The 18,432-nt window shown below is 53.2% G+C and carries 15 protein-coding genes; 11 read left to right on the top strand and 4 right to left on the bottom strand.

The features are described from left to right. The first annotated feature begins 155 nt into the window (after window positions 1-155). The 7 genes from IK012_RS11365 to IK012_RS11335 all read left to right on the top strand — a co-directional run bounded on the left by IK012_RS11365 (window position 156) and on the right by IK012_RS11335 (window position 5,082). Window positions 156-527 carry a hypothetical protein gene (locus tag IK012_RS11365; RefSeq protein ID WP_290954591.1) on the top strand — a complete coding sequence of 124 codons (372 nt, stop codon included), beginning with the start codon at window positions 156-158 and terminating at the stop codon, window positions 525-527. Continuing rightward, window positions 527-889, top strand: coding sequence for a hypothetical protein (locus IK012_RS11360; protein WP_290954589.1), 363 nt, complete (start codon window positions 527-529; stop codon window positions 887-889). Before IK012_RS11365 ends, IK012_RS11360 begins: the two co-directional genes overlap by 1 nt. A 31-nt stretch (window positions 890-920) precedes the next feature. Next, window positions 921-1,967, top strand: a complete 1,047-nt coding sequence (locus IK012_RS11355; RefSeq protein WP_290954587.1) for an XRE family transcriptional regulator — start codon at window positions 921-923, stop codon at window positions 1,965-1,967. Further along, entirely contained in the window at window positions 1,967-2,470 is a 504-nt protein-coding gene (locus tag IK012_RS11350; protein WP_290954585.1) for a hypothetical protein, read from the top strand. The genes IK012_RS11355 and IK012_RS11350 overlap by 1 nt, the downstream gene beginning before the upstream one ends. A 161-nt stretch (window positions 2,471-2,631) precedes the next feature. Next, window positions 2,632-3,303 carry a DUF4417 domain-containing protein gene (locus tag IK012_RS11345; RefSeq protein WP_290954583.1) on the top strand — a complete coding sequence of 224 codons (672 nt, stop codon included), beginning with the start codon at window positions 2,632-2,634 and terminating at the stop codon, window positions 3,301-3,303. Window positions 3,304-4,045: 742 nt separating this feature from the next. Beyond that, window positions 4,046-4,399, top strand: a complete 354-nt coding sequence (locus IK012_RS11340) for an addiction module antidote protein (protein WP_290954581.1) — start codon at window positions 4,046-4,048, stop codon at window positions 4,397-4,399. Between the two features lie 56 nt (window positions 4,400-4,455). Next, window positions 4,456-5,082, top strand: coding sequence for a hypothetical protein (locus IK012_RS11335; protein ID WP_290954579.1), 627 nt, complete (start codon window positions 4,456-4,458; stop codon window positions 5,080-5,082). A gap of 51 nt (window positions 5,083-5,133) precedes the next feature. Here IK012_RS11335 and rpsD read toward each other — a convergent pair whose 3' ends face one another. The 4 genes from rpsD to IK012_RS11315 all read right to left on the bottom strand — a co-directional run bounded on the left by rpsD (window position 5,134) and on the right by IK012_RS11315 (window position 12,723). Further along, the gene (gene rpsD / locus IK012_RS11330; RefSeq protein WP_173342840.1) at window positions 5,134-5,739 is read right to left on the bottom strand and encodes a 30S ribosomal protein S4; all 606 of its coding nucleotides are present in this window, start codon (window positions 5,737-5,739) and stop codon (window positions 5,134-5,136) included. A gap of 132 nt (window positions 5,740-5,871) precedes the next feature. Then, complete coding sequence (locus IK012_RS11325) at window positions 5,872-7,575, bottom strand: hypothetical protein (protein WP_173383088.1); 1,704 nt, start codon at window positions 7,573-7,575, stop codon at window positions 5,872-5,874. 21 nt (window positions 7,576-7,596) lie between these two features. After that, the gene (locus IK012_RS11320) at window positions 7,597-10,671 is read right to left on the bottom strand and encodes a glycosyl hydrolase family 28-related protein (RefSeq protein ID WP_290954573.1); all 3,075 of its coding nucleotides are present in this window, start codon (window positions 10,669-10,671) and stop codon (window positions 7,597-7,599) included. A 282-nt stretch (window positions 10,672-10,953) separates the two neighbouring features. Further along, a complete protein-coding gene (locus IK012_RS11315; RefSeq protein WP_290954570.1) occupies window positions 10,954-12,723 on the bottom strand; it encodes a carbohydrate-binding domain-containing protein in 1,770 nt (589 codons plus the stop codon). Between the two features lie 203 nt (window positions 12,724-12,926). On the opposite strand from IK012_RS11315, the gene IK012_RS11310 reads away from it, so the two are divergent. The 4 genes from IK012_RS11310 (at window position 12,927) to IK012_RS11295 (ending at window position 18,423) form a co-directional block, all read left to right on the top strand. Continuing rightward, complete coding sequence (locus IK012_RS11310) at window positions 12,927-14,555, top strand: hypothetical protein (RefSeq protein WP_290954567.1); 1,629 nt, start codon at window positions 12,927-12,929, stop codon at window positions 14,553-14,555. A 60-nt stretch (window positions 14,556-14,615) separates the two neighbouring features. Then, complete coding sequence (locus tag IK012_RS11305) at window positions 14,616-15,950, top strand: U32 family peptidase (protein ID WP_290954564.1); 1,335 nt, start codon at window positions 14,616-14,618, stop codon at window positions 15,948-15,950. A 9-nt stretch (window positions 15,951-15,959) separates the two neighbouring features. Beyond that, window positions 15,960-16,412, top strand: coding sequence for a hypothetical protein (locus tag IK012_RS11300; protein ID WP_290954558.1), 453 nt, complete (start codon window positions 15,960-15,962; stop codon window positions 16,410-16,412). A gap of 64 nt (window positions 16,413-16,476) precedes the next feature. Beyond that, the gene (locus IK012_RS11295; protein ID WP_290954555.1) at window positions 16,477-18,423 is read left to right on the top strand and encodes a hypothetical protein; all 1,947 of its coding nucleotides are present in this window, start codon (window positions 16,477-16,479) and stop codon (window positions 18,421-18,423) included. Window positions 18,424-18,432 lie beyond the last annotated feature (9 nt).

Raw genomic sequence — 18,432 nt, 5'->3', positions numbered from 1 at the left:
TTTGTAACATACAATGGCTGTAGCAGCGGTCATTTGTAATGTAGTCGTTTTGCTGACAATGCTGTTCAAGCAAGGCTGAGGTCCTCTTTGATAGCACTGTTGGCAAGTTAAATATCAACCGGAATGCTGACGCATTCCATATCAAGGAGGCCATTGTGGCTAACGCAAAAGAGATATATTCCGAGGTTTCAAAACATTATTGCGAAGTTGAGGTTCCCGCATGTATCATTGCTAAAAGTGACTACGAAAACAGTAAGGAACGAGAACGAAAACATAATGATAAATGGATTCAGGAAAAGGTCAACGTAATAGACGTTGTAAACCATTATGCCTCTAATGCGAAAGCCTATGAGGATGGTGTGAAATTTGTTTTTGAAGGTGCCGAGAATAAAGTTATATGCGATATGGCGTCCGGCTACCTTCGAATACAAAATAAGGCCTCCAACAAACATTATCGTTTAGATGGAACTTTGACTAACTCGAAAAAAAGAACTCATTTCAAAATCAAACGATTGGAGGAAATGTAATGTGGTTTGTTTTGTTTAAAACGTTAGAAGGAATTCCGTATTATGGCGATGAACCTGATATTCCAGAATCCTTGCCGGACCCAAGGGTAGAAATGTATGATTTTGATTTCGGTACAAATCAAGAGATTTGGCATCAATTCAAAGATGATTTTGTGAATCCCGTTAATGATTCATGCGGATCCTTGCTTGACTTTGGAGACTGTGATTATTTTGACTTTGAGAAATGCATCAAACTTAAAGGTTGGCTAGAAAAGCGCCTTGCTGTGGATGTCCCCGGCACATTCAAGCCTGCATACGAAAAATTGTTGGATTATGCATCTCAAGCGATTGCGCTAAAAACTGGAATTAGTGTGCAAGTTTAATGGTAGTATTTTTTGCAGTGGGGCAAAGCTTATGGCTACATTAACTGATTTCCCGATAAGGCTTAAAAATGCCAGACTTATGAAGGGATGGTCTATGGACGAACTCTGTTCGCACATGGACCCGCCTGTTACCAAGATGACGATTTCTAGGTTCGAAAAGGGCGAGCTCAAGCCGACACTAGATCATCTTATGTCGTTGGCAAGGGCGGTTGGATTATCCCCAGATTATTTTTCTCGTCCGATAAAGGTTCAGATGGGCGATATTTGTTTTCGTAAAAAAAGCAATGTTCCTATGAAAACAAAGAGTATGATTGAAAAGTCTACCGCCGACATCATAGAACGTTATATTGAGGCGGAGGAGATTTGTGGCGCTGTGCCGACGGAAAACTTGCCTAGATACAGGGTGAGTACATTGGAAGAGGCCAGGGGTGCGGCTCAAAAAATTAGAGAAATGTGGAACCTTGGTGAAAACTGCATTGGTGACACGATTGAATTGCTCGAAAAACATGGTGTAAAAGTTGTAGAAATTGAAGTGGTAAATGGTTTTGATGGATTGAGTACATGGATTGATAAAAATATTCCAATCATTGTACTTGCTGACAAGGATTGTCCCGAAAGGAAAAGATTGACTGCACTGCACGAATTTGGACATTTGATACTGGATATTGATACGACTCTATCTCCCAAAATGATTGAATGTGTTTGCAACAGTTTTGCTAGCGAATTGCTACTTCCTGAAACAATAATTCGTAAAGTTGTAGGCGAAAAGAAGGAGATTTCATCTTACGATATTATTCCATTGCAAAAGGAATTCGGGATATCGATTGATGCCATTATGCATAAATTGAAAGAATGTGGGATTATATCGGAACAACGTTATATGGGGTTTCGTGTTCAAAAGAATAAAAGGCCGGGTTATAAAGAGTTTATTGAAAAATCTTATTGGCACGAAGAACATACCAACAGATTCTTGCGTTTAGTCGGTATTGCGTTGGAAAAAGGGCTTGTTTCTATTTCTAAAGCTGCGGCGTTGCTTGGAATGAATATTGGTGAAGTTAAGAGGGTTTTCGCAGTATAATGAAACAGCCGTTGCTTATAGACGCAAACTGTATTTGTGATATGCTTTCCATTGGTAAAATGGGAACGTTACTGTCTATGAAGAACGATTTTTTTATAACGAAAGCTACCGTTTGTGAACTAGAAGATGTCCTTGAACCGAAACTTTATCAAGCATTAAAAAAGACAAGTAAAATGATATTTGTAGGTTATGAAGATTCAGAAATGTCAGAAATCTATGACTTGAGAAACGAATATTCTTCGCAATTAACATTTATTGATGTGATAAATCTTTTTTGTGCAAAGAAAAATAAATTGTCAATATTGACGAGCGACTGTAATTATCTCGAAATAGCGAAAACCTATGGGGTTGAGTTCTTTAGTATATTGGATGCTTTGAATTATATGGTTGAAGAAAATTTTTTGACTAAGCCGGATGCGGCAATATGCTTGACAAAACTGATGGTTGAGAACAAGACTTTGCCAAAGAAGGAGTGTGAAGAAAAAATAAAAGTTTGGAAATAAAATTAAAATGCCGGAAGGCGGTAGCAGCCGCCCCCGGCAAGTCGCTTGCTGAATATTGCTATTCAAACAAGGCTGAGGAACCTTTAAGATAGCAAATTCGGCAAGTAAAAAGCAAATAGGAGATCTTTATTTAGGACTCCGCATCTTAGAGGTTTAGAAAAATGGTTGAAAATCTGATTGATTTGCAGGAAATAGCCGAAGAATATATTCGGTATTTAAAACACATGGGGGTAAAAAACTGTAGCAAGGGTTTCCCTTTGCTGTCAAAAGAAATGTTTTTGGATGACTATCCAGAACTTGTCGTGCCATACGATTTTCGAAAAAATGGCCTTGTAACGGATCCTATAAAGACTTTGCTCTGTTTTTATTGTGGGGATAAACGTATTTATCCACGACTTAAGAAAGTTCTTAAAGAAATTCCCGAATACAGACGTTTTTTGGGAGTCGTTACCATTGATATAACGGTTACAAGCGACATGGATGAAGAGTGGCAAGATGTGATAATGCTTTTACATCAATTGTTCATGGCTGTTTTGGCGGTAAATGGGGTGAAGGTTGTGGCGAATCTCCGAACCGGAGATGCCCGTTCGGCCGAAAATTTGAATAGTATCCCCAAGGGGGTTATGTGGGCAACGGGATTTCTCGGATGTGCGGATGAAAATCCGCTTGATTTTCGTTTTATCTCAAGCATCTTGCGAGTGATGCCGTCTAAATTAGTTGTTTACGGTCCTGAAGACGATGTTGCTTTGGAAAAAATGAATATGATGGGGTTTGGCTATCGTGTGTACGATGATTATCATAAGCTGAGTAAGAAGTATAAGCGGAGCGCATAGGATGAAAAGTACATACAAACTACTTGGCGTGTTTTGGGATAGAAGAGAAGTCACTGATACAAGGTTTTCCGTTGTTAAGGATTGTCAGAATATTCTCGATTATCGTTATGTCCGGGAACTATTTGATGTTGACGGCTATGTTCGCAAAATTAAGATTAGCGAGTTTCTTAGAGTTAATGCTGAAAATGAAGTCGATTCGATTGTTCGACAGATGCGACATTGCGATAAAATTGTCGGAATAATTGATTGCTTTCCTCGTGTCAAGAACGTCGTTTTGCGAAGATTTGTTCGGAAACGAATATTGCAGGTGCTGAATTATTTGCGAAAAGTACTTCCTAAAGCACAAATCTGCGTTAACCGAAAAGTTTGGTGAATACAAAATTTTTTGCGTTAGGGATAGTTACACGCTAGTGCCGAGACTCGCGTAGCGAGGCTCGGTGAGACTTGCGTAGCAAGGCGAGTATAGCCCGACCCGGCGAGGTGGAGCAAAATGGTGAAGCCGAAACTGGGTTCGACGTGAAACCTATCGCTACGCTCTAGGGTGACAGATGGAGGCGAGCCGGGGAACGCCCTTTGTAAAATTTCCTTTGACCCCTTGCCAGCTTTTCGGATGTTAGGTACATTAAAGGCCAGCGCATCTCGCTATGGAAAGGCGGGGTGCGTTCTTTTTTATTTGGGTTTCAGATTCAAGAGAACGCCTCAAACATCAACTGGTCAAAATATTGACCACAAGGAGGCTGAGATGAAGTCAATGAAAAAAAGAGATGCTGAAGTTACTGATTTGGACGTTGCGGACCTTCTTAAAACGGAAGAGGATGTGATTCTCCTTTTAGAAGAGGCTCTTGCGGCGAATGATCCCGTGTTGTGGCAGCGATGCCTTGAGCATGCGGCGCGGTCTGCGGGCATGGCAAAGATTGCCAAAAAGGCGGGCCTGAATCGTGAAAGTCTTTATAAGGCTCTGAAAGAAGATGCCCATCCAAGGTTTGACACTGTTATGCGTGTGCTCAAGGCGATGGGGCTTAAGCTGGTCATAGCGCCCTGCGTCGCGGAAAAAAAGACGAGGTATTCAGCGAAGCGAGGTGGAGTGAAACGGTGATGCCGCTGAACGCCCCTAGTTTGCAACAAAGTTTTTTTATATTCATCAATAGCCTTATGAAGTTCCATGTCGCATTGCTCTTGATTGTGTTTGAGATTTCTTCTGCACGCGGTGGCGTGGGGGAGTTTCCGCAGATACTGTTTATTCGGGACCCGAATGCGGAAAGCAGTTCCAGTGCGGAGCAAACTTCGGAGCAGGCTCCGGAGCGGACATCGAAGGGATGCCTGGTGCAAGAAGAGCTTGAGCAATGGCAGAGGTTCCAGGTAAGTCTTGATTATGCAGTGACGAACGCCAACGACACGCTGTTGTGCTACAAGGGCTTCCGGGCAAATTGCGAGCTCAAGATTTACAACGACACCGTTCGGATAAGGGTCACATATCGCCATCCGGGCGAGTTCGAGATGATCATGAGTGATGGCCTAGCGACAATACGCGAGCGCCATCCCAGGTGCGACAAGGCGAAACTGGAGGAACTGTGCAAGAGCTACAAATACGATTTGAACAAGAGCAAGGTGGAATGCTCCGGTCCCGTCATAACGTACATCTTCACGGGCGGTTACAAGTGCATTGACGGGGAGAGCTTCGCTAAACATATGGATATCAAGGAAGCTTGCGACTATTGGATTGCCGCCAGGGGCTTGCACCCGTTGGAGCACGTTATAGACCTTGAAGAAAAACGATAAAAAAACACCCTGCCGGAGCAGGGTGTTTCCAAACTTGCGTTTGATCTCGAATTACCTGGAGTAGTATTCCACGACGAGCTGTTCTTCGAGCTGGACCGGGATCTGTTCGCGGAGCGGGAGCTTCACGAGCGTGCCTTCGATCTTGTTCGTGTCGACAGACAGGTATTCAGGAGCGGCCGGAGCGTTGGCAGCGGCTTCCTTGATCTGGACGTGTTCCTTGGACTGCTCGCGGATAGCGATCACGTCGCCGGCCTTGATCTGGCGGGCCGGAGAGAAGCTACGGACGCCGTTCACGGTGAAGTGGCCGTGCGTGACGTACTGACGGGCAGCGAAGATTGTACGGGCGAAACCCATGCGGTAGACGAGAGCGTCGAGACGGGTTTCAAGAAGAATCATCAGGTTGTCACCGGCAGAACCTTCGCGGCGGTTAGCTTCCTTGTAAGCCTTGGCGAGCTGCGCTTCGGAGATGTTGTAGGTGAAACGGAGACGCTGCTTTTCGACCAACTGCTGCTTGTAAACGGAAGCAGACTTCTTGCGGTTCTGACCATGCTGGCCAGGAGCGAAGTTGCGGCGGTCGAGCGCCTTCTGAGTCTTCTGAGAAACGGCAATGCCCAGGGAGCGGGCGACCTTGCCTTTCGGTCCACGGAAGGAGGACATATTATACCTCTTTGAGGAAGCTCTTTGGTTCAGCTTGCAAATTGGCAGAGCTTGGCGCGACTTGCAAGATTAGGCCCCAAAAATAGCAATTCTGGGGCGGATTTCAAGGCTTTTGCCGCTTTTCGGGGCAGATTAGCGCACATTTATGGTCAAGGTGTCCCTCATGAGGGGGTCGGCCATGCTCTGCGCGATGAGGCGCGCGTCCTTGTCGGTGGCGTCATCCTGCGCGATGAGGTAGAACGAGGATATCTCCTGTTCGCCCTTGCAGTTCTCGATCTGGCTCAGGTAAGACGCGGTACCGATGATGGTCAGGTCTTCGCAGGGGACGAACCACTTGACGTTGGAACTCGTCTTGTAGGGGACTGTCTGGAAGGCGAATTCCGAGAGCTTCACGGTGTCGCCGGCCTTCACGCGCTTGGTGGTGTAGGTCTCGTCCTTGGCTTCGTTGTAGAACTTGAGGGAGTCGAGCGACCCGGGCCTCTGGATGAACGTCCTGAGGGTGAGGTTCGAGTCGGTCAAGGCCTTGGAATTGAGCTGCAGGTAGCGCAGGTAGACGGGGCCGTCCTTCTTGGCCTTGTAGCTGTGCTCGAGGCTGCTGATGGTGCCTACGGAGTCGCCCTTGTCGTTGATGAGCCAGTAGGAGGCGCGCGGGGTGCCCTTGCATTCCTGGTACTTGCAGTAGCCCGCCATCTCGTGGTACACGACCAGGGAGTCGCCCTTCTTGAGGTCGGCGAGCCACACGTAGTGGTCTTGCCGCAGGTAGTACTTGGTGGAGTCGTTCGCGGGGCGCACCACGGTGAGCGTGTCGCCGGGGTAGATGATGGAGTCGGGCTTGGCGAGGTATTCGCCCTGGTTCAGCCTGCGGAAGCGGGTGGCGGCCTCGAAGGTCGCGAAGGGCCCGGAAACGAAGCTCACGACGTTGCTCGGGTAAAGCGAGAGCGTCCATTCGGTGTTGGAGTTGGTGACGAGCAGGGTGTCGAGCGTGTCGGCGTCGGGGCTGTAGACGTGCTCGTCCTGGTCGAGGATTTCGAACTTGTTGATGCTGTAGCCCTGCACGGAGAGGTTCACGCTGAAGCCGGTTTCCACCTTGAACTTCACGTCGATTTTCTTCGGGGCCTCGCCGATGACGAGGATGCCGCGCACGGTGTCGCGCAGGTCGATGTCTACTTGCGCGGAATCGCCCGTATAGTTGTAGAAGCCGGTGTCGACGTCAGCCTTGATGCGCAGGTGCGCCGAGGTGTCGAATTTCGCGGCGAGTTCGAGGTAGTAGAAGTCGTCGTTGAACGCGATGAAACTGTTGGGGATCATGTCGGCGCCGGAGCCCGGAATCATGTAGTCGCTATAGACGGAATCCTTCTTTTTGGTATCGTACACGGGCATGAGCGTGCGGAGGTTGCCGCTCTTCTCGCCGCGGATGCGGATGGTGTCGTTCTCCATGTCGCTAGTCGCGGCTAGCACGGAGATGCGCGTGCCCTTGGGGAAGTCGCCCAGGAACAGCGAAACGGTCGTGTTGGCGCTGTCGAGGCAGAGGATGTCGTCGTGGCAGATTTTCTGCACGTAGGTGGAATCCTTCGAATCCTCGTCGCTCGTGTCCCTCTCGACGGTGATGGTATCCCAGGAGGCGAACTCCATGTAGAAGTTCATCGTGTCGCCCGAGACGAGCGTGTCGCGGTAATCGATGTCGAGCCTCGTGGTGAGCGAGGAACTGGAACTGAACGACTCTTCTGCGAAGCTTTCGTTGCCGTCGGTGACGGACGAGGTGTTCGTGTGAGTCTGTTCGCTACAGGCTACGAAGAGCGCTGCCGGAATGAGTAATGCAGAAAGGAGTTTGTTCATGTTCGTACCGGTCAGATTGCGTTAGTTGAGGATGAAGAATTTCTGTTCGGCGGTGAATGCCTCGCCGATGATCTTGAGAGTGTACTTGCCAGTGGGGAACGCCTTCGCCTTGAACTTGAAGTTGGTCTTCTTTTCGCCGGCGAGTTCGCGGGCGGCGACCGTGAGCATGCGCTTGCCCGACTCGTTTATGATTTCGATCTGCACGAACTGCGGGTAGCCGACGGTGAGGTCGAAGTTGCAGTCTAGGTTCACGATGTCGATGTTCACCTTCGAGAGCGTGTAGCCGCCGTCCATCGCCTCGCCGCCCACGGAACGGGAGTTGTCGTAGTACCCGACGTAGAGCGCAGGCGCCGAGTTCCTGCCCGCGTTCCTGGACTTGATGAAGGTCTCGCCGGGTTCGACCGCGGTGAGGATGAGCGTGTAGAGGCCGGAGGCGTGCTTGCGTTTGAAGAATTCAGTGAGCGTGGGGGTGCGCAGGAAGGCGCCGAGCGGGGCCTTCGGGTTGATGGTGATAATTCCGAGGAAGTCGGCGTACTTGGTGTCGATGCCGCCGCCGGAGTTCTTGCGGATATTGAACTGGCCGCCGGGCTGGTCGAGGTTGGCCGGCGCGTTTTCCCACGTGAGTTCGTCGCTCTTCCAGTCGATGCCCAGCTTGTCTTCGCCGAAGGTCGCGTCTTTCGCGGATTCCTTCAGGCCGAAGATGTTGAGCTGCACGGGCTTCTTGATGGAGTCCGCATCGAAGTCGAGCTTGAGGGCGGCGTCGAAGAGCGGGCCCGGGAGTGCGGACAGGTCGAACTTGAGGTAAATCTTTCCGGCGTCGTTCTTGTCGTGGGCGATGCGCAGGTTCTCGTCGGTGCTGTGCGGCGTGTAGTTATCGAACTGCGAGATCCAGGCGTCCATGCCGCGGCCGCTCGGGATGTTGTCACCGCTGTGGTCGAGCGTGGTGTAGCGCTTGTCGAACACGTAGACCCTGCCGGTGTCGGTGCCTTCGGTGTAGCCGTCGTTCGCCTTGAACAGCACGTTGTAGCGCCCGCTCGCGGTGAACGTCACGTCGGTTTCGTATTCGAGCGAATCGGAGAAGGTGACCTTACCGGGGCCCGCGCCCTTCTTCCAGACTACGGGGACGCGGCAGAGGCCGTCGCCGCGGCCGTCGTCTTCCACGTTTCCGACAAGGTGGAGCTTGTTGGGCTGGACCAGGATGTTTTCCCTCGTGACGCTGGCCTTGGGCGGTTCGTTCTGGCCCTGCTTGGGGGCGTATCCCGTATAGAGCGCCATCATGGATCCGCCCGTCTCGTTGTGGGGGAGTTCCGTATTCTTGAGGGCGTAGACCTTCGAACCCTGGCGGGATTCCTCGACGACCTTGGCGTAGGGGTTGCCGCGGGTGAGCGTCTCCTTGAGGCCGACGATGGAGATGTTCGAGTTGTCGTTGATGAACATCGGGTTGTTCTTCGCCTTGTCGCTTGCGATGACGTTCACGCCCAGGAGTTCGGCCGAGCCCTTGTTGAAGTTGTGGAGGACGGTGTTGCCGTCTTTGGCGGTGAGGCCGAGAATCCAGATGGAACCGCCGTTGTTGGAAATCTTCGGGCCCTTGGTGTCGCCGACCATGGTAATCTGGCGGCCCCACAGGCGCTGCTGGTTTGTCCGTATGGTACCGACGGAAACGTCTTCCATGAAGATGTCGCCCGTGGCGAAGTCGTCGGACTCGTAGGACTTGAGGTACATGTTCTTGAGGATGAGCGCGCGCTTGGAGCGGTTCGTGATGCCGCTTGCGAACGTGGAGAACCTTTCGATGGTGAGGTCGACGAATGCGCCGTCCTCGATGATGAACTTGCCCTTGCCGTCGATTTTGCCTTCGGTACCGATGAGCCTGTGGATGCGGTTGCGCAAGTAGATGTCGCGGTTGATGGTCCAGCGGCCTCCCGGCGGGAAGAATATCGTTTCGGCGCCGTCGTCGATGGCGTCCTGGATTGCCTTGGAGTCGTCGGAGCCGTCGTTGGCCTTGCCGCCGTATTCACCGGTGATGGAGGTCCAGTACATGGACTTCTGCTCGGGGTTGTTCGGGGTCTCGGTGACGGAGAGCCTCATGGAATTCTTGGGGCTGTGGCAGAGCTGGAGGTTCTGCTGCGTGGCGAACTCGACGATTTCGGTGTTGGATACCGATTCGTTGTAGGCCTTCTTGGTGCTCTTGATCTTGGACTTGAACTTGCTCACCACGACGGAGCGCGCGAACAGCTGGCCCTCGTTCACGATTGCGGTGACCGGCTTGGAGCCCTTCTTGCCCGGGTCGTATTCGAGGGTACCGTCCACGAGGACCATCGAAGCGTCTTGCCCGTGGTTGTAGACCGCGGTGGCGCCGCCCTTGAAGCGCAGCGCGCGGATGGAGAGCATCTGGCCGTCGTTGTCGATGCCGAATTTCTTCTGCCCGCCGAGGGTCACGTGCTCCAGGGTCAGGCTGTTCGTCTTTCCGCCGGCGTAGATGCCCACGCCGAAGCCGTCGATTTCCACGTTCTTGAGGAGCAGCGGGCCGATGTTGTCGGTGAAGCCCAGGTCGATACCGTAGACGCCCGAGCTGTCGCCCGAAGAAACTTTCACGTTGTTGATGGTGCCCTGCACGGAGGCGTTGAAGCGGATACCGATGGCGCCGGGGTTCTTCTTGCCGGTACGGAGCGTGAGGTCGCGGATGGAGTTCCTCTGTCTCGGGTTCGGGCCGTCACCCGTGTAGATGATCGCCTGCGGGAAATCCGGGTTCTCGAATCCGGGGACGTCGTCCTGGAGGGCGATGATGGTACCGCCCATGCTTTGGCCCTGGAGGATGGTGCGCCGGTAATCCTTGTCGGGCTTGTTCGCGGAAGGCCACTGGATGGCCGAGGTAATCTTGTAGATGCCGTGCGGGAGGTAGATGATGAAGTCGCCGTCCGGGTGGTCGCTCAGGGCCTTCTGGATGGCCTCGGTATCGTCGGTTTTTCCGTCACCCTTGGCGTTGTAGGGTTCTTCCTTCACGTTGACGACTTCGGAACCCATGGGGAATTCCACCTGGGCGTAGGCAAACAGGGCGGTCGAGCAGACTATTGTTACAAAAGAGCGCAAAGAAACCATTGAAACCTCGTTCGGGGTACCATACGCATTTAAATTACCTTTTTTTTACGTATGTGGGACTGCTTTATATAGAAATAACCGGTTTATTGGTTGAAATATCACACTAACTAAAAAAAAGGAGCCAGGCAATGCAAGTGTGTACACTTTCGCTGCCTGGCTTTTGGGGTTGGTTTGGAGTACTTACAACAATAGCAAATAATTTCGGGATTGGTAAGGTTGTTTGCAAAAATATTTTTGCCGTGTGACGGGGCTCACTTTTGCGTTTTTGGCCTTATTTCCCGTTTATTTGTAATAATACTTGAGCCCGTTGGGGAATTCCAGCACCTGCATGCCGCTAGTGTTCACTTCCCCGACGGAGGTTACGGAGCCGCCGTAGACGATCATGCTGCCCGAACCCTTGGGGCTGAACGCAGCGTCGTCGCTTCCGTAGGCCGTGCCCGCCGTGTACGAGACCTTCCCGCAGTTCGGGTATTCCTCGGTCTGGTTCCCGAATCCGAGCAGCACCCCGCCCGTGATGGTGAACCCGTTGTCGGTGTCGATGAGGCCACCGGCCATGTTGGTGGAGCATCCGCTGCTGCTGCCGCTGCCGGGCCTTCCTCCGCCCATGCCGCCCATGCCGCTGCCGCTGCTGGGAATCTCGAGGATGACCACGCCGCCGCTCTGCTTTGCCGTGCCGTTCGCGTCGAGTACGTCGATGTCGTTGCCCGAGGCGCTGATGTAGTGGTGGCCGCCGGTGATGACGATATAGCCCTTGGAACTGCTCTGCATGCCGCCCATGCCCATGCCCCAGCCGCCTTGGCTGCCGCCCGTGCTGGTGGAACCGTCGGCAGAACCGCCCGCTGCGTTCCAGCCGTCGTCGGTGCCGTAGGTCGCGGTGACGCCGCCTTCCGCGAAGATGTAGAACGCTTCCATGCCTTCGCCCGCCTTCTCGACGTTCACGGTGGAGCCGGCCAGGTGGAGCGCGGAGTCGGCGTGGATGCCGTCGTCGCCCGCATTGACCTTGACGTTGCCGCCGGTCAGGACTACGTTCATGTCGCTGTGGATGCCGTCGCCGCTGGTCGCGTTGATGGTGATGTTGCCCTTCTCGATGTCGACAAGTTCCTTGCCCTTGAGGCCGTGGTTTTTCGCGGAAACGTTCACGATGGTCTCGCCGCGGAAACGCAGGTCGTTGCTGGAATGGATGCCGTTGTTGTAGTTGCCCTTCACGGTGAGGGTGCCTTCGCCTTTGATGGTGAGGTCGTCTTTCGCGTAGATGCAGGCGCCCGTGGTGTCGGTTTTCGTTTCGCCGTTCGCGTTCACGTAGCTATGCGTCTTGGCGCGGGTGCTCGCGTCGGTGAAGGTGTTTTCGGTGCCGCTTTTTGCGACGACGAAAACCTTGCTTGCCATCTGCACGTAGATGGGGGCGTCTGCGTTGTTGGTGAGCGCAAGCCCGCGCAGGTTCAGGTAGACCCCGCTATCGCTCTTGGGGGAGTACACGCGGATTTGCGCGTCGCTGCCCGTGTAGGTTCCGCTGAAGTCGTATTCGCCCGCGCAGGTGATGACGACCTCGCCGCCGTTCACTTCGACGCAGCCGTTGTTCTTCGTGATGGTCGCGCCGGAGGCCGTGTACGTGATGGCGGGAGCGTTGCCGTCGGAAGCCTTGTTTGTTGCGCTTGTGGTGGCGCTGCTGGCCGGCGAAACCATGCTCGACGAGGAGCTGCCGGCAAGTGACGAGCCCGTGTCGGTGCCGTTACCGGCGGAAGACTGCGCCATGGGATTCTCGTTGGGAGATGTTCCCGAACTGGAATTCGGTAGGCCGATAATTCCGTCTGCATCTATCCAGAAAATGAGATCGCCTGTCGCATCGAAACACAGGATCGTTTCGCCGTCTTCGGCGTAGTGGCCCGTGTACTCTTCGGAGAGGCACATCTTCTTTGAGGATTCTTCTTGGAGCGGCTTATCTGTCTCGCTGTTTTCGCTTGCCTGCACGCCCGATGGTTCGTCGGAACAGGCGGTGAGTGCGAATGCGAATGCGGAGATAATCGCCAAGCACTTTTGAGTTCTTGTTTTCATGATAACATCCTTAGACCAAATGAAACCCCGTGGGGCTTATGTGAAAAAGATATTTAGATTTGATGGCGTTTTTTGGCTGTTTTGTGAATCTTTTAAAAAAAAAATTTCGGGAAATCGGGGGCTTTGGTTCCGTTTGGGACGAAAGTGGCCGAAAACAATCTTGTTGAAAAAATGACAACGGATGAAAAAGCTAAATTGTGTTTATGATTCTTGAAAAATCACGTACGCTTTTTTTCGCGGCGGCATTCCTGTCGCTGATTCCCTTGCAGGCGTTTGCCGCATCTCCGGTTATCGGGACCGAACGCGCCCGTGGCCTGCGCACGCTCGAGACTGCCCCGATGCTCTTCGAATACCACAGGCAGACTGTGGGAGACGAGCGTCAGTTCTTTACCTACCCGCGGCGCGATACCACGTTTATCAAGCGCTTCGTGAATACCGAGGGAAAGGCGCTGCTCTATTACGACAACCTGCGGGGAGGAGCGATTTCCGGGCACGGGCTTGAGCTGCAGTGCCATGAGGGAGATACTTCCTGCGTCAAGAATCTCGAAGCCCTTCGTGCGGGGCAACTCCCGAAGTTCGCGATTGCGACGAGCATTGTCGGCGGTATCGATTACCGTGGCGGGGAATATATCAACGACATAGACAACCGCAGAGGCGAGAATCTTGGCGATACCATTTGGCCGGGTATCGATGGCGGTATCTACCTGCGCGGCTATGCGGATTCGCTCGAGTTCGTGCTCGACGCCCGCATTTACGATGAAGGGCACTCCGCGAAAAAGTCGAGGTCGTGGGACCACGAATTTTTGGAAGTGCAGAAAGAAGAAAATAATTCCGGCGTGGAATATACGAGCTACGCGCGCTACCGTACGCATTTCGCGTTCAACTACGACTGGATTCGCGTTGACCTCGCTCGCGATGTGCTCCACTGGGGCCCGGGCTACTACAACAACTTGTCTTTGAACCAGTTCGCGCTTCCGTACAACATGCTTTCTGTGGACTTGCAGTTCGGACCGCTCCGCGTTTTCAGCTTCTATGGCGACTTGCGAATTGTCAACAACAGCATGAGCATGGATAACAAGGAAGAACGCAACGTGTTCGGCCATCGCTATGAACTTGCGATTGGGAACGGAACGTTCGGCATCAGCGAACTCACGGTGCTTTACGATAACCTGAAGCCTTGGCTTTTTGTGCCGACGGTCCCGCTGTTCATGGAAAAGGGAAACTACAGCGAAAATACCAACAACGGTTCTCTCGCGTTTGACTTCAACTACCGCCTGTTCAACACGGCGAGAATTTATACTGAATTTTTCCTCGACGATATGGAATCTCCGATCAGTCTCATAAAGAACGACAACATCGAAGCCAAGTGGGCTTGGATGGCGGGTTTCCAGGCGGGTCACAACTTCTATTTGAAGGGACACCTGCTCGAAGTGGGAACGCTTGCTGAATACGCCCGCGTCGAACCCTACGTGTATTCGCATTTCGAGAAGAACACGGCGCAGATCGCGCATCTCGGTTACCCGCTCGGGAACCAGGGCGGCCCCAACAGCCAGACGATTGACTGGAACGTGTATGCGCGCCTGGACAAGCACATCTTTGCGTCTCTTCGCAATACCTGGTTCTGGAAGGGAACGGATTACGGTAGCGCCGTGAACGACACGACTCCGCGCCGTAACCACATGAAGACTCCCAAGAAGTTCCTTGACGGAGCGAAGATGCAGTACTCGCTTACGCCCGCGATCAGCTACGAAGGGCAGTACGTGAGCTTCATGGGCGAGATTACCTTCATTGACGACCGCAAGGCGTATCTCCGCGCCGGATTCAAGTGGTAGGAAGCGGCTTCGCCGCAGTTCTTAGTTAATAGTTACTAGTTACTAGAATTTGTATAGAGAATGAAGAAGCCAGAACTTTTAGCGCCGGCGGGTGACTTGACCCGCATGAAGTATGCGTACGCCTACGGTGCGGACGCTGTATATGCGGGGCAGCCCGCGTTCAGCCTGCGTTCGCGCGAAAACGGGTTCAAGAACCTGGACGACCTTGCCGAAGGTATCGCATACGCGCGCTCCCTCGGGAAGAAGTTTTATCTCACGAGCAACGTGATTCCCCGCAACGTGAAGGTGGAGGCCTTCCAGAAGGCTCTGCTGCAGGCGATTGAACTCAAGCCCGATGCACTGATTGTCGCAGACCCGGGTTTTGTGGGCTGGCTTAGGAAGGAACGCCCCGATGTGGAAATACACCTTTCCGTACAAGCTAATACCACGAATTACCTTGCCGCAAAATTCTGGTACGATTTGGGAGTGCGTCGCATCATATTGAGCCGCGAACTTCGTTTGTCGGAAATTTTAGAGATAAAGGAAAAACTGCCCGGACTGGAACTGGAGGTGTTCGTTCACGGTGCCGTTTGTATGGCTATGTCTGGACGTTGTATGTTGAGCAACTGGGTCACGCACCGCGATGCCAACCAGGGCGCGTGCGATAACAGCTGCCGCATGCCTTACAGGCTCTATGCGAATTCCGGTCCGCAGGCCGATGACTACCGCGAACACGAAGGTGAATTTACTCTCCAGCGTACCGACCGTCCCGAACTTCCGCCGGTCGCTCTGGACGAAGATACCTGGGGCACGTACTTCATGAGCAGCCGCGATCTGTGCGCGCTCGATGTCGTTCCTTCGCTTGTACAAGGCGGCTTGGATTCGTTCAAGATAGAGGGCCGCACACGTTCGGTGTACTACCTCAGTCAGGTAGTGCGTGCCTACCGTATGACGATTGATGCAACAGTGCATGCGCTTGAATCGGGTGCGGAGTGCTCGCCGGAACTTGTTCCGCAGGAGTCGCGCCGTGCTATTGAGTTTGTGGATGGCCGTGGGTTTATGCCGGGCTTCCTCAAAGGTCCCTTGCCGCAGAACTACGAGTCTACGCACGTCGCAGCGCAGGGCGGGTGCGTCGCCGCGCAGATTCTAGGCTACGATTCCGCATCGAATTCTTTCCGCGTGAACGTGAAAAATCCCTTCACGATGGATGACTCTCTCGAACTGATGACGCCTTCGGGAATGGTGCCTTGCGAGGTGTCTGGACTTCTCGATTTTCGTGGCGCGGCTGCAGACAAATTGAACCCCGGCACAGAGGGTAGAGTCATTGTGCAAGGTGATGTGTTTAAAAACACAGAAAATATGGAATTTGGCTTCTTTGTAAAAAACATCACTGCAAAAAATGCTGCAAATACGTAGATTTGTAGCATGGCTGTTGATGAAGCAACAAAAAAGCAAGACGAGCTTGAACTTTACCAGATTGACGATGCGGCTATAGTGCCTTTTTTCAGGGATCATTTGGACGATTTGAAGAAGTTCGTTGATGCCCATAAAGACGCAAACCTCTCGCTTCTGGAGCTTTTAAAGCAGTTTATTCGCACATACCGTCTTCCTTTTAATATGCACCGTTATATGGAAGTACAGCGAACGTTTATACAACAGACATTGCGCAGCCAACTCGAAAACAGGCAGGCGGCCGTGAGCAACTGGATTCAGGAGCACGCCGGGCGCCATCGCGACCGCATGATTCAGTTGCAGTGCCTGTACCTCGAACGCATCAAGGATTCGCTGATTCCGCAGGTGACTGAATTGCTGAATCACCGCATAGAAACGCTAAAAACAAGGGATTCGAATCACGACAATTCCCAGAACGCATCTTAAAATCCTGTCGCGCTGAATTTAAAGTTATATTTCCACCAGAAACATTTTTCTGGTGGATTTTTTTATGAAGTTTATCTATGGGCTTTGTGCCGTCGCGATTTCTTTCGGGCTGAGTGCTTGCGCTTCTGCACCGGCAAATCAGGGCGATGCTCCCGCGCAATCCGCTGCCGTGGTGGTTCCTGGCCAGGATCCCGCAGCTACTGCGTTCGAAATAAAAATTATCGACGCGGACCGTCAGGTGCGTGTTGTCGCGAAGCCGACTCTTGCAGCGCTCGATTTCGCCGCCTATTTCGCAAACCCGATTCGCCTTGCCGGCAAGGACGAAAAGCCCGAAAATTACACGGGCAAGATGGCGGGCGCAAAGATTGCGGATTATCCGTTCCCGATGCTCGATTCCGTTTCTGGTTCTGTGCCTGCGATTGCGCAGACCGCGGCGCCCGTGGCGTGGGAACCGCTTTCCAAGATTCTCTACGCGCAGACGGGTAATGATTCGCTTTCGCAGGTCCTCAATGCGGTTGAGGCCGTCAAGTGGGATGAGCCCGATGTGTTCCGCGCTTTCCAGACGGTGAGCCGCCTCTGGGGCGTGCCGATGAGCGATGGTTCCGTGGAGTGGTGGGCCGAAGTTACGCCTGCTCCCTGGACGGGACGTAGCGCTTTCTACGGAAAGTTGAAGTTTGTATCGCATGGGGAGACCGCCGAGGTTCTCAATTACTACCTGACGGCGGAAATGAATGCGGATGACGCCATGAACTGGGCGCGCACGCTTTCGTCTTATTGGTACCCGACGCTCAATACCGATTTGGAACAGCATACGCCGGGCGATTTCTGGCCTGCGGGTTCCATGAACCAGCCGTTCGCCGTAATGCGCGGAAACCCGATGGGGAAGGCCATGTGGGTCGCTTTCGAAGTGCCCGCGTTCCGCCTGACCGAAGAGCAGATTCGCGCGAAGGCTGTCGCCGATTCCCTGGCGGCTGCTGGCGAGGTGGTACCGGTGAATCGCGTGCTTGATACGGATTCCTCTTTCAGGCTGCAGACGCTCGCTTCGCTGGAAGGCAGCTGCCCCGTGAATGCGGAAACGGAAAAGTTCAAGACGGCGCTTGCGCAGACACTTGCAAAACTCCCGAAGGAACAGAACGCCTGGGCGACTTCGGGTGCATCTTCTGCGGAAACGTTCCTCTGGTTCCGCCGCAATGCGAACTACCTGCTTGCTGACAAGATAACGGGGCAGGATAGCCTGCACAACCCGCTCCCGCGCCTGCTGGAACTCAAGAACTACCTGGATTCTATCGGAGTGCAGTTGCTTGTGGTTCCCGTGCCCGTGAAGGAAGAAATCTACGCGGAACGCCTTGTGGCTGGGACGCCCGCCGACCTCTGCGTGAATCCCGCGGGTCGCGAATTCACCCGCGAGATGCTTGCCGCGGGCCTCGACGTGCTCGATATCTACCCGTCGCTCATGGCGGCCAAGGCTGGCGATGAACCGCCGCGCTTTAGCTACCAGCGCTACGATACGCACTGGGCTCTCCCCGGAATGCTTGCCGCCATGGAACAGCTGGCATCCCGCGTGACGCAGTATGCCTGGTATGCCGATGCCGGAGCGAAGCCGGGTTCTCTCAACATGCAGGAAACGACGACACTGCGCGAAGGCGACCTGGTGGCGCACCTGCCCGATGCGGAAAAATCGAAGTATCCGGCGGATACGCTGCCCGTGATGAAGATTCTCAAGGGCGCTGAACCCTACAAGGGCGGCAAGAATGCGCCTATCCTCTTGATGGGCGATTCGTTCACGGGCGTGTTCGAATCGGTCGACCAGAAGAGCGGCGGGCCGGGTTCCCTGCTCGCGTTCGCGACTGGGCTCGACGTGCAGGTGCTTACCAGCTGGGGCGGCGGCCCCGGTGTTTACCACCGCATGATGAAGATGAAGAAGGATATGCAGAGCAAGAGGCTCGTCATTTACATGATGACCGCTCGTGACTTCTGGCAATCCCCGATGGAATGGGACGCCCTGAAATAAGACTCGACG

The sequence above is a fragment of the Fibrobacter sp. genome, from assembly GCF_017551775.1.
Taxonomy (GTDB): Bacteria; Fibrobacterota; Fibrobacteria; order Fibrobacterales; family Fibrobacteraceae; genus Fibrobacter.
The sequence above is the reverse complement of the archived record's forward strand: the minus strand, read 5'-3'. Positions and strand labels throughout refer to the sequence as shown.

Excerpts from the sequence above, each read along its gene's own strand:
- IK012_RS11360 (WP_290954589.1), top strand. The coding sequence starts at position 527 with ATGTGGTTTGTTTTGTTTAAAACGTTAGAAGGAATTCCGTATTATGGC.
- IK012_RS11355 (WP_290954587.1), top strand. The coding sequence starts at position 921 with ATGGCTACATTAACTGATTTCCCGATAAGGCTTAAAAATGCCAGACTT.
- IK012_RS11350 (WP_290954585.1), top strand. The coding sequence starts at position 1,967 with ATGAAACAGCCGTTGCTTATAGACGCAAACTGTATTTGTGATATGCTT.
- IK012_RS11345 (WP_290954583.1), top strand. The coding sequence starts at position 2,632 with ATGGTTGAAAATCTGATTGATTTGCAGGAAATAGCCGAAGAATATATT.
- IK012_RS11340 (WP_290954581.1), top strand. The coding sequence starts at position 4,046 with ATGAAGTCAATGAAAAAAAGAGATGCTGAAGTTACTGATTTGGACGTT.
- IK012_RS11335 (WP_290954579.1), top strand. The coding sequence starts at position 4,456 with ATGAAGTTCCATGTCGCATTGCTCTTGATTGTGTTTGAGATTTCTTCT.
- rpsD (WP_173342840.1), bottom strand. The coding sequence starts at position 5,739 with ATGTCCTCCTTCCGTGGACCGAAAGGCAAGGTCGCCCGCTCCCTGGGC.
- IK012_RS11325 (WP_173383088.1), bottom strand. The coding sequence starts at position 7,575 with ATGAACAAACTCCTTTCTGCATTACTCATTCCGGCAGCGCTCTTCGTA.
- IK012_RS11320 (WP_290954573.1), bottom strand. The coding sequence starts at position 10,671 with ATGGTTTCTTTGCGCTCTTTTGTAACAATAGTCTGCTCGACCGCCCTG.
- IK012_RS11315 (WP_290954570.1), bottom strand. The coding sequence starts at position 12,723 with ATGAAAACAAGAACTCAAAAGTGCTTGGCGATTATCTCCGCATTCGCA.
- IK012_RS11310 (WP_290954567.1), top strand. The coding sequence starts at position 12,927 with ATGATTCTTGAAAAATCACGTACGCTTTTTTTCGCGGCGGCATTCCTG.
- IK012_RS11305 (WP_290954564.1), top strand. The coding sequence starts at position 14,616 with ATGAAGAAGCCAGAACTTTTAGCGCCGGCGGGTGACTTGACCCGCATG.
- IK012_RS11300 (WP_290954558.1), top strand. The coding sequence starts at position 15,960 with ATGGCTGTTGATGAAGCAACAAAAAAGCAAGACGAGCTTGAACTTTAC.
- IK012_RS11295 (WP_290954555.1), top strand. The coding sequence starts at position 16,477 with ATGAAGTTTATCTATGGGCTTTGTGCCGTCGCGATTTCTTTCGGGCTG.